General features: G+C 70.4%; 8 protein-coding genes and 1 pseudogene. All 9 read right to left on the bottom strand.

The window, feature by feature from the left end; all coding sequences use genetic code 11:
• Window positions 1–236 (bottom strand): annotated as a pseudogene (locus AB0I42_RS28770) (acetaldehyde dehydrogenase (acetylating)); the annotation flags it as partial.
• Entirely contained in the window at window positions 233–1027 is a 795-nt protein-coding gene (locus tag AB0I42_RS28765; protein WP_357542027.1) for a fumarylacetoacetate hydrolase family protein, read from the bottom strand. The pseudogene AB0I42_RS28770 and the gene AB0I42_RS28765, both read right to left, overlap by 4 nt.
• Window positions 1024–2532: a 2-hydroxymuconic semialdehyde dehydrogenase gene (locus AB0I42_RS28760; protein WP_357542025.1), complete on the bottom strand. Its 1509-nt coding sequence runs from the start codon at window positions 2530–2532 to the stop codon at window positions 1024–1026. The genes AB0I42_RS28765 and AB0I42_RS28760 overlap by 4 nt, the downstream gene beginning before the upstream one ends.
• A gap of 15 nt (window positions 2533–2547) precedes the next feature.
• Window positions 2548–2805, bottom strand: a complete 258-nt coding sequence (locus AB0I42_RS28755) for a EutN/CcmL family microcompartment protein (protein WP_357542023.1) — start codon at window positions 2803–2805, stop codon at window positions 2548–2550.
• Entirely contained in the window at window positions 2805–3131 is a 327-nt protein-coding gene (locus AB0I42_RS28750) for a BMC domain-containing protein (RefSeq protein ID WP_357542021.1), read from the bottom strand. Before AB0I42_RS28750 ends, AB0I42_RS28755 begins: the two co-directional genes overlap by 1 nt.
• Before the next feature lie 20 nt (window positions 3132–3151).
• The gene (locus AB0I42_RS28745; protein ID WP_357542019.1) at window positions 3152–3442 is read right to left on the bottom strand and encodes a BMC domain-containing protein; all 291 of its coding nucleotides are present in this window, start codon (window positions 3440–3442) and stop codon (window positions 3152–3154) included.
• A gap of 9 nt (window positions 3443–3451) precedes the next feature.
• A complete protein-coding gene (locus AB0I42_RS28740; RefSeq protein WP_357542017.1) occupies window positions 3452–4291 on the bottom strand; it encodes a 2-amino-5-chlorophenol 1,6-dioxygenase subunit alpha in 840 nt (279 codons plus the stop codon).
• On the bottom strand, window positions 4284–5270 hold the full coding sequence (locus tag AB0I42_RS28735) for a tRNA U-34 5-methylaminomethyl-2-thiouridine biosynthesis protein (protein WP_357542015.1): 987 nt from the start codon (window positions 5268–5270) through the stop codon (window positions 4284–4286). Before AB0I42_RS28735 ends, AB0I42_RS28740 begins: the two co-directional genes overlap by 8 nt.
• Window positions 5267–7285, bottom strand: coding sequence for a hydantoinase B/oxoprolinase family protein (locus AB0I42_RS28730; protein WP_357542013.1), 2019 nt, complete (start codon window positions 7283–7285; stop codon window positions 5267–5269). The genes AB0I42_RS28735 and AB0I42_RS28730 overlap by 4 nt, the downstream gene beginning before the upstream one ends.
• Window positions 7286–7327 lie beyond the last annotated feature (42 nt).

Below are 7327 nucleotides of genomic sequence, written 5' to 3'. Positions count from 1 at the left end.
GCCGACGTCGCGTCAAACACCACCTGCACGTCCGCGAACTCCGGCATCCCGAGCAGCCCGTCGATACCCTCAGCCGTCGTCGCGACACCCAGACGCCGCGCACGGGCCAGGCCGTCGGAGTCGGGGTCGATACCGACCATCGCCACCATCCGCAACGACTCCGACAACCGCAACACCTTGATCATCAGATCGGTACCGATGTTCCCCGACCCGATCACCGCCACACCCGTGGTCACGCTTCCTCCCTCATCCCGAAGCAGACCCGGACCGAGCCCAGGCCAGAGATCCGCGCCTCATACGCCGCCCCAGGCGTGACCGACACCATCGGCCCCAGCGCCCCGGACAACACCACATCCCCAGCACTCAGCGGGCTACCCGCGACGGCGAGCGTCTGCGCCAACCAGGCAACCGCGTGCACCGGGTTACCGAGGCAGGCGGCGCCCGCGCCGACCGAGACCGGCTCGCCAGCGTGTTCGAGAACCATGCCCGCCACCCGAAGGTCGACGTCCGACAGACGGCGGGGTTGGTTACCGAGCACGAACAGACCCGACGACGCGTTGTCCGCGACCGTGTCCACGATCGAGATGTCCCAACCCGCGATCCGCGAATCGACGATCTCGACCGCGGGAAGAATGTGATCGGTCGCCCGAACCACGTCGGCGACCGTCACCCGCTCGAACGGCAGATCAGCGCCGAGGACGAACGCGACCTCCGCCTCCACCCGAGGCTGAATCAACCCACCCAGATCGACCTCGGCGCCGTCCGGGACCGCCATATCAGCGAACAACACCCCGAAATCCGGCTGGAACACCCCGAACGCCTGCTGCACCACCGGCGACGTCAAACCGATCTTCGCCCCCACCCGACGCCGACCAGCCGCCACCCACTCCGTGACCTGCGCCTGCTGCACGGCGTATGCCGCGTCGACATCGCCGACCGGCAACAGGTCGCCACGCAACGGCGGAACCGGCGTCCCACTCTCATACGCCGACCGGAGCAGTCCGGCCACCCGCGCAACATCAGTCATGACAGATCCACACAGACATTCGTCAGCTCCGAGTAGAAGTCCAGGGAATGGGTGCCGCCCTCACGCCCGACACCAGACGCCTTCACCCCACCGAACGGCGTCCGCAGATCCCGCAGGAACCACGTGTTCACCCACACGATCCCCGCCTCCAAACGCGCGCCCGCCCGATGCGCCCGCCCGACGTCACGGGTCCACACCGTCCCGGCGAGCCCGTACTCGCTGTCGTTGGCCAGAGCGAACGCCTCGTCCTCGTCGTCGAACGGCGCGACGTGGCAGACGGGTCCGAAGACCTCCTCACGGTTCACCCGCGCATCCGGGCCAAGCCCGGTCAACACCGTCGGCCGCACATACGAGCCACCATCACGGCCATCACCGAACTCGGGAACCCCACCACCAGCCAGCACCGTCGCGCCCTCAGTACGGGCCAGGTCGTAGTAACCGAGGACCTTCTCCCGATGCTTGTGCGAGATCAACGGCATGTTCACCGTCGCCTCGTCCGCCGGCCAGCCGAAGCTCAACTCGTCCGCCCGCTTCGCCAACCGGGACACGAACTCCTCGAACACCGGTCGCTGCACGAACAACCGCTCCGTGCACAGACACACCTGGCCACCGTTGGTGAACGACGACCGCACCGACCCCTCCACAGCCGCATCCAGATCGGCGTCAGCGAAGACCAGGCCGGCGTTCTTGCCGCCCAGCTCGAACGACACCGCCTTCACACCATCAGCAGCCGCCCGCATGATCGCCCCGCCGGTAGCCGACTCACCGGTGAAGGTGATCGCGTCCACCCCCGGATGCCGGGTCAGGAACTCCCCCGCCGACCCCGGACCGAACCCATGCACCACATTGAACACACCGTCAGGAACCCCGGCGGCGGCCATCACCTCGGCCAACAACGTCGCCGACGACGGCGTCTCCTCCGACGGCTTCACAATCACCGCATTCCCACACGCCAGAGCCGGCGCCACCTTCCACGTCAACAACAGCAGCGGCAGATTCCACGGCACGATCACCGCGACAACCCCGACCGGCTTACGCACCGCGTAGTTCAAAGCCCGACCGCCGGACGGGGTCACGGTCGTGAACGACTCCGTCGGCGTGGTGGACACGATCTCCGCGAACGCCCGAAAGTTCGCCGCACCACGAGGAATGTCGAGACTCCGCGCCTGCGAAATCGACTTACCCGTATCCCCGACCTCAGCCGCCACCAGATCATCGAACCGACGCTCCAACTCGTCGGCGACCCGGTACAACACCGCCGCCCGCTCCCGCTCACCCATCCGACCCCACGCCCCCCGCAACGCCGACCGCGCCGCACCCACCGCAGCATCCACCGTGGACTGATCAGCCTCGGCCACGTACCGGATGGTTTCCCCGGTGACCGGGGAGACCTTGGCGAAGTGGGTGCCGGAGGTATCGAACTCGCCGCCGACATAGTTCGGCAGCACGGTCGGCTCGCCGTCCGGCCGGCCGGTGAGCAGGGTCGGGGACCAGAGCCCGGTCATGTGCGTACCTCTCGGTCAGTCGGTGGTGGGTGCGGTGCCGGCGTCGGCGACCAGGGCGACGACGGCCGCGTCGACGGTGGCCTCACCGGTCACCGCGGCGGCGGCCTCGTCGGTGACGACGAGCACGGTGGTGCCGATGCCGACGTTCAGCGGGTCGACGGCCACCAGGTCCGGACCGTCCGGCCGGACCCGGACCAGGACGAGTCGCCGGCCCTGGAGCGGGGACAGGATGCGGTCCGCCCAGACCTTGCCGACGACCTCGCCGAGCAGCATCAGCCTTCTCCGCGCAGGCCGGCCATGACCTCGCGGATCCGGGCGGTCTCCGGGTTGTCGAGCAGTGCCGCGGTGGTCGGGTGCGGCTTCGGGTAGACCTGGGAGCTGCGCAGTTCGCCGTGGGCACGGATGGCGGCCTCACCGGCGGCGACGGCCTGGCGTACGGCGGCGAGGGTGCCGCGTACGGCGACGGCGAGGTAGCCGCTGGTGACCCGTTCGACGCCGACGCACCGTACGTCGGCGGTTTTGATCATGGCTTCGATGCCCGCCGAGAGGGCCACCACGCCGCGGGTCTCGACGATTCCGATCGCGATGTCGGACGACATGTCTGGTTCTCCTTACCGGGTCAGTTGCCGACGAGTTGGGGGTCGGCCGCCAGGGCGCTGACGGCGTCGCAGGGGCTGGCGAAGACGATCGAACGCACCGAGCGGCTCTTGGCCCGGGCGGTCTCCTCGCCGATGTCGACGGCCTCCTCGACGGTGGCGAGGTCGCCGCGTACGGCGACGGCGACGATGCCGCCGCCGAGCCGGACGACCTTGGTCACCTCGACCTCGGTGGCCTTCACCATCGCGTCGACGGCGTCGAAGATGGGGGTGAAGCCTTCGGCTTCGAGGAAGCCCACGGCCATGTTGCGCATGGTTTCTCCTTACTGGTGGTCGGGCAGGTTCCAGGACAGGACGGCGGCGCCGGTGCCCCAGATCGGGCCGTACGCGTGCAGGTGGGCCGGGCCGGCGGTCGCCCCGGCGCCGGCGGCGAAGGCCAGGGCGCGGAACTGGCTGTCGGCCTGTGCCTGCCGGGCGAAGTCCTCGCGTACGGCGAGTACCTCGTCGACCTTGCCGGCGGTGAGCAGGTCGAGGACGCGGGTGTTCCACTGGTCGTGGCCGGGTTCGCCGATGCGGTCCTGGCCGGGCTCGATCCACTGCTGGATCAGGCCGGACGACATCCCGGTGACGACGACGACGGCGGCGCGCAGGCCGGCGTCGCGGGCGGCGGCGGCGCCGGCCCGGCCGACGTCGGCGAGGGTGTCGGCGTCGGCGTAGAGGTTGCAGGAGACCTGTGCCCAGCGCAGTTTGCGGTCCGGGTCGAGCAGGGCGGAGGTGACGATGGTGCCGGTGTCGATCGGGAAGCCGTCGTAGCGGGTCCGGCGGGCCTGCATCCCGGCGGCCTGGACCCGGTCGGCCCAGCGTTCGGTGAAGTCGACGTCGAAGCGCAGGTCGTAGTCGAGCAGGCCGTAGTCGTAGGCGTACCAGTTCTCGTCGACGTGTTCGCCGCGCGGGTTGGGGTCGCACTGGAACTGGTGGCCGAGGACGGTGAACCACTGGGTCGACAGCAGCAGTACGACGTCGGGTTCGAGGCGGCGCAGCCGGGTGCCGACGTCGCGGGCCGCGTCGGCCAGTGCCGACCAGCTCGGTGCCGGTTCTCCGGCGAGCAGGTGCGGCATGCCGGGCAGCAGTGCCCCGGCGACGATTCCGGTCCGGTCAGCCATGGTGGCTCCCCTCGGGCAGCCACTCCACCACGGCGTTGCCGGTGCCGATGATCGTGCCGTAGCCGAGCACGTCGCCGGCGACCTTGGGCCAGCCCATCGCGGCGAGCATCCAGGTGAGGCTGCCGGCCTTGGTTTCGGAGGCGGTCGCCTCGATGTGTTCGGGGATGAGTTCGCGTAGCGGCGCGGTCGGTCCGCGCCGGATCGCTTCGAGCAGTTTCATGTCCCACCGGTACTGGTGGTTGTTGTACGGGTGTTCCCGTTCCATGTCCTCGGGCAGTTCGGGTTCCTCGTGCCAGTGCAGGTGTGACAGCGAGTTGGAGGCGAGCAGTACGGCGCGGCGGCCGGTGGCCTCGACGGCGCGGCGGGTGGCCTCGCCGAGGACCTCCATCTCCTCCAGGGAGGCGTCGGAGTAGAAGTACGGGTTGTTGTTGGCCGACAGCGACACCACCGGGATGTCCCAGGCCGGGTTGGCCAGGTGCAGGGCGCCGATGGTGGCGTAGTCGACGCGTACCCGGGGGTCGCGCATCTTGCGGGTGACCAGGCCGAGTCCGCTGGCCTCGTCGGCGATCGCCTCGCCGAGTTCGACGTCGGTGCGGAAGTCGTACCGGTAGCGGAACAGGTGCGGGAAGATCGGTTCAACGGAGAGGCCGCGCGGGTTCGGTGCGCAGTTGACGTGGTGGCCGACCATCGTGATCCAGTGCGGGGCGTGGACGATGAGCACGTCCGGCTTGTGCACGTCGCGGATGCGGGCGCGCAGCCGCTCGTACGCCCAGCGCAGCGTCTCCCAGCCGCCGGTGGAGCGGGGCTCGTTCTGCGGCGGGTTCTCGCCGTAGATCAGGTGTGGCGGGTGTGGGCTGAGGCAGCCGGCGACGATGCCGGGCCGGGTCGACGTCGGGGTCGCGGCCGGTTGCGGGCTGCGTGGCGCGGTGGTGGCGCCGCCGCGGGCCGGGGCCAGCGGGACCCGGAAGACCTTGCTCATGCCCCTCCTCCCCCGGCGAGCACCCGCACGTAGGAGCGGTCGTGCGGGGCGGTGCCGAGAATCTGCAGCCCGTCGTCGTCGAGGGCGAGTTCGTCCGCGGCCAGGGCCGCGTCGTGCCGGATCCAGGCCCGCAGCGGGGCCGGGTGTCCACCGTGGACCTCGACGAGGGTGTCCTCGGCGAGGCCGCTGCCGGGGGCGACGTACGCCAGTCGCCGCTGGCCGCGCTGGCCGGTGTAGGCCGGGCTGGTGGTGACGGTGGCGCGTAGCCAGCGCCGTTCGTCGCGCAGCCGCTGCCGGGTGGCGGCGGTGGCGGCCCGGTCGACCTGTCCGGCCGGGTCGAGTTCGACGCCGTAGCGGTCCCGGGCTTCGCCGGCGGTCAGGTATTCCTGGGCGACGTCCTCGGCGACGTCTTCGGGGGCGCGGTCCAGCGGGTCGCCCCAGCCGCCGCCGCCGGCGGACTCCATCACCAGTACGTCTCCGGCACGCATCGGGAAGCCGGCGACCTTGCCGGGGGTGGCGAAGTCGACGCGGTCGCCGTCCGGCCGCCGGATGTGGGTGACGGTGGGTGCGCCGGGGCCGCCGTGCTTCAGCCCGTACGGCGGGACGGTGGTCCGGTCGGTCTGCACCGAGTACGCGCCGCCGCTGGCGAGCAGCCGGGTTTCCCGGCGGCTGCCGAGCCCGCCGCGGCGTAGGCCGTCGCCGCAGGACCCGGTGCGCAGCTCGCACGCCTCGACGAGGATGGGGATCTCGGTCTCCAGCCGTTCGACGGACTGGATGGTGGAGATGTCGCCGAGGTCGACGGGGTTCATCGCGCTGGGGCCGTCGGATTCGAGGAATCCGCCGTTGCCGCCGGCCGGGTAGTCGTAGTAGAGGTATGGCCGTCCGGTGTGCTCGTCGACGCCGCCGATGAGGTTCTGGAAGGTGGTGCCGAACTGGTCGGCGGCGATGAGGTCGGGCGCCACCTGGCTGAGGGCGGCCATGACGGCGGAGATGACCCGCTTGCGGACCTCGCTGTGCGCGTTGGCCGGGGCGGGATAGCTGACGTGTACGACGGTGCCGGGTTCGGTGTGCACCCGCAGCGGCCGGAAGGCGCCGTGGTTGACCAGGCCGCCGGGGTCGAGGGCCGACTTGACGGCGATGAAGACGCCGGCGACGGTCATCGCCCGCGACGAGTTGACGACGGCGGCGACCTGGGTCGACGAGCCGCGGAAGTCGGCTTCGATCTCGTCGCCGTCGACGGTGAGCCGGCAGCGGACGATGGCGGCGTCGTAGCGGCCGTCGGTGTAGAGGTCGAGGTAGTCCTCGTAGCGGTAGGTGCCGTCGGGCAGGGCCCGGATCATGTCGCGCAGCCGCTGCTCGGTGCGGTCCATGTTGGCGGCGACGGATTCGAGGACGAGGCCGGTGCCGTGCCGGGCGACGAGTTCGCGCAGCCGGCGTTCGGCGGTGTGGCAGGCGGCGATGCTGGATTCGAGGTCGCCGCGGCGTTCCTCGGCCATCCGGACGTTGGCGAAGACGATGTCGAACGCGGCGCGGTTGGGCCGGCCCTCCTCGATCAGTTTGATCGGCGGGATCCGCAGGCCCTCCTGGAGGATCTCGGTGGCCTGGCCGGAGACGCTGCCCGGGGTCATGCCGCCGATGTCGGCCCAGTGCATGCGTACGCAGGGGAAGAGGAAGAGCTTCCCGTCGACGAAGACCGGGCTGATCAGGGTGACGTCGTTGAGGTGGCTGCCGCCCCGGTAGGGGTCGTTGACGATGTAGAGGTCGCCGGGGCGCATCTCGTCGGCGAAGTCGGCGAAGATCTCGGCGACCGAGGCCGGCATGGCGATGACGTGGCCGGGCATGTCCCGGCCCTGGGCGACCATCTGTCCCTGCGGGTCGAACAGCGCGCAGGAGAAGTCCTGGGCGTCGGCGATCACCGGCGAGTGCGCCGTACGGAAGATCGTCTGTCGCATCTCCCGGACGATCGAGATGAGACCTTCGGTGACGACTTCCAGGTCGATCGGGTTCACAGTCATGCGGATGCCTCACTGGTTTCCGGCTCGATCCCGGCGGCGGGA

It is taken from the genome of Polymorphospora sp. NPDC050346 (assembly GCF_040655695.1).
Taxonomy (GTDB): domain Bacteria; phylum Actinomycetota; class Actinomycetes; order Mycobacteriales; family Micromonosporaceae; genus Polymorphospora; species Polymorphospora lycopeni.
Note: the sequence above shows the minus strand (reverse complement) of the source record. Positions and strands in the feature narration are given on the sequence as shown.

Coding starts and splice junctions, on each gene's coding strand:
- AB0I42_RS28765 (WP_357542027.1), bottom strand. CDS start 1,027: ATGACTGATGTTGCGCGGGTGGCCGGACTGCTCCGGTCGGCGTATGAG.
- AB0I42_RS28760 (WP_357542025.1), bottom strand. CDS start 2,532: ATGACCGGGCTCTGGTCCCCGACCCTGCTCACCGGCCGGCCGGACGGC.
- AB0I42_RS28755 (WP_357542023.1), bottom strand. CDS start 2,805: ATGCTGCTCGGCGAGGTCGTCGGCAAGGTCTGGGCGGACCGCATCCTG.
- AB0I42_RS28750 (WP_357542021.1), bottom strand. CDS start 3,131: ATGTCGTCCGACATCGCGATCGGAATCGTCGAGACCCGCGGCGTGGTG.
- AB0I42_RS28745 (WP_357542019.1), bottom strand. CDS start 3,442: ATGCGCAACATGGCCGTGGGCTTCCTCGAAGCCGAAGGCTTCACCCCC.
- AB0I42_RS28740 (WP_357542017.1), bottom strand. CDS start 4,291: ATGGCTGACCGGACCGGAATCGTCGCCGGGGCACTGCTGCCCGGCATG.
- AB0I42_RS28735 (WP_357542015.1), bottom strand. CDS start 5,270: ATGAGCAAGGTCTTCCGGGTCCCGCTGGCCCCGGCCCGCGGCGGCGCC.
- AB0I42_RS28730 (WP_357542013.1), bottom strand. CDS start 7,285: ATGACTGTGAACCCGATCGACCTGGAAGTCGTCACCGAAGGTCTCATC.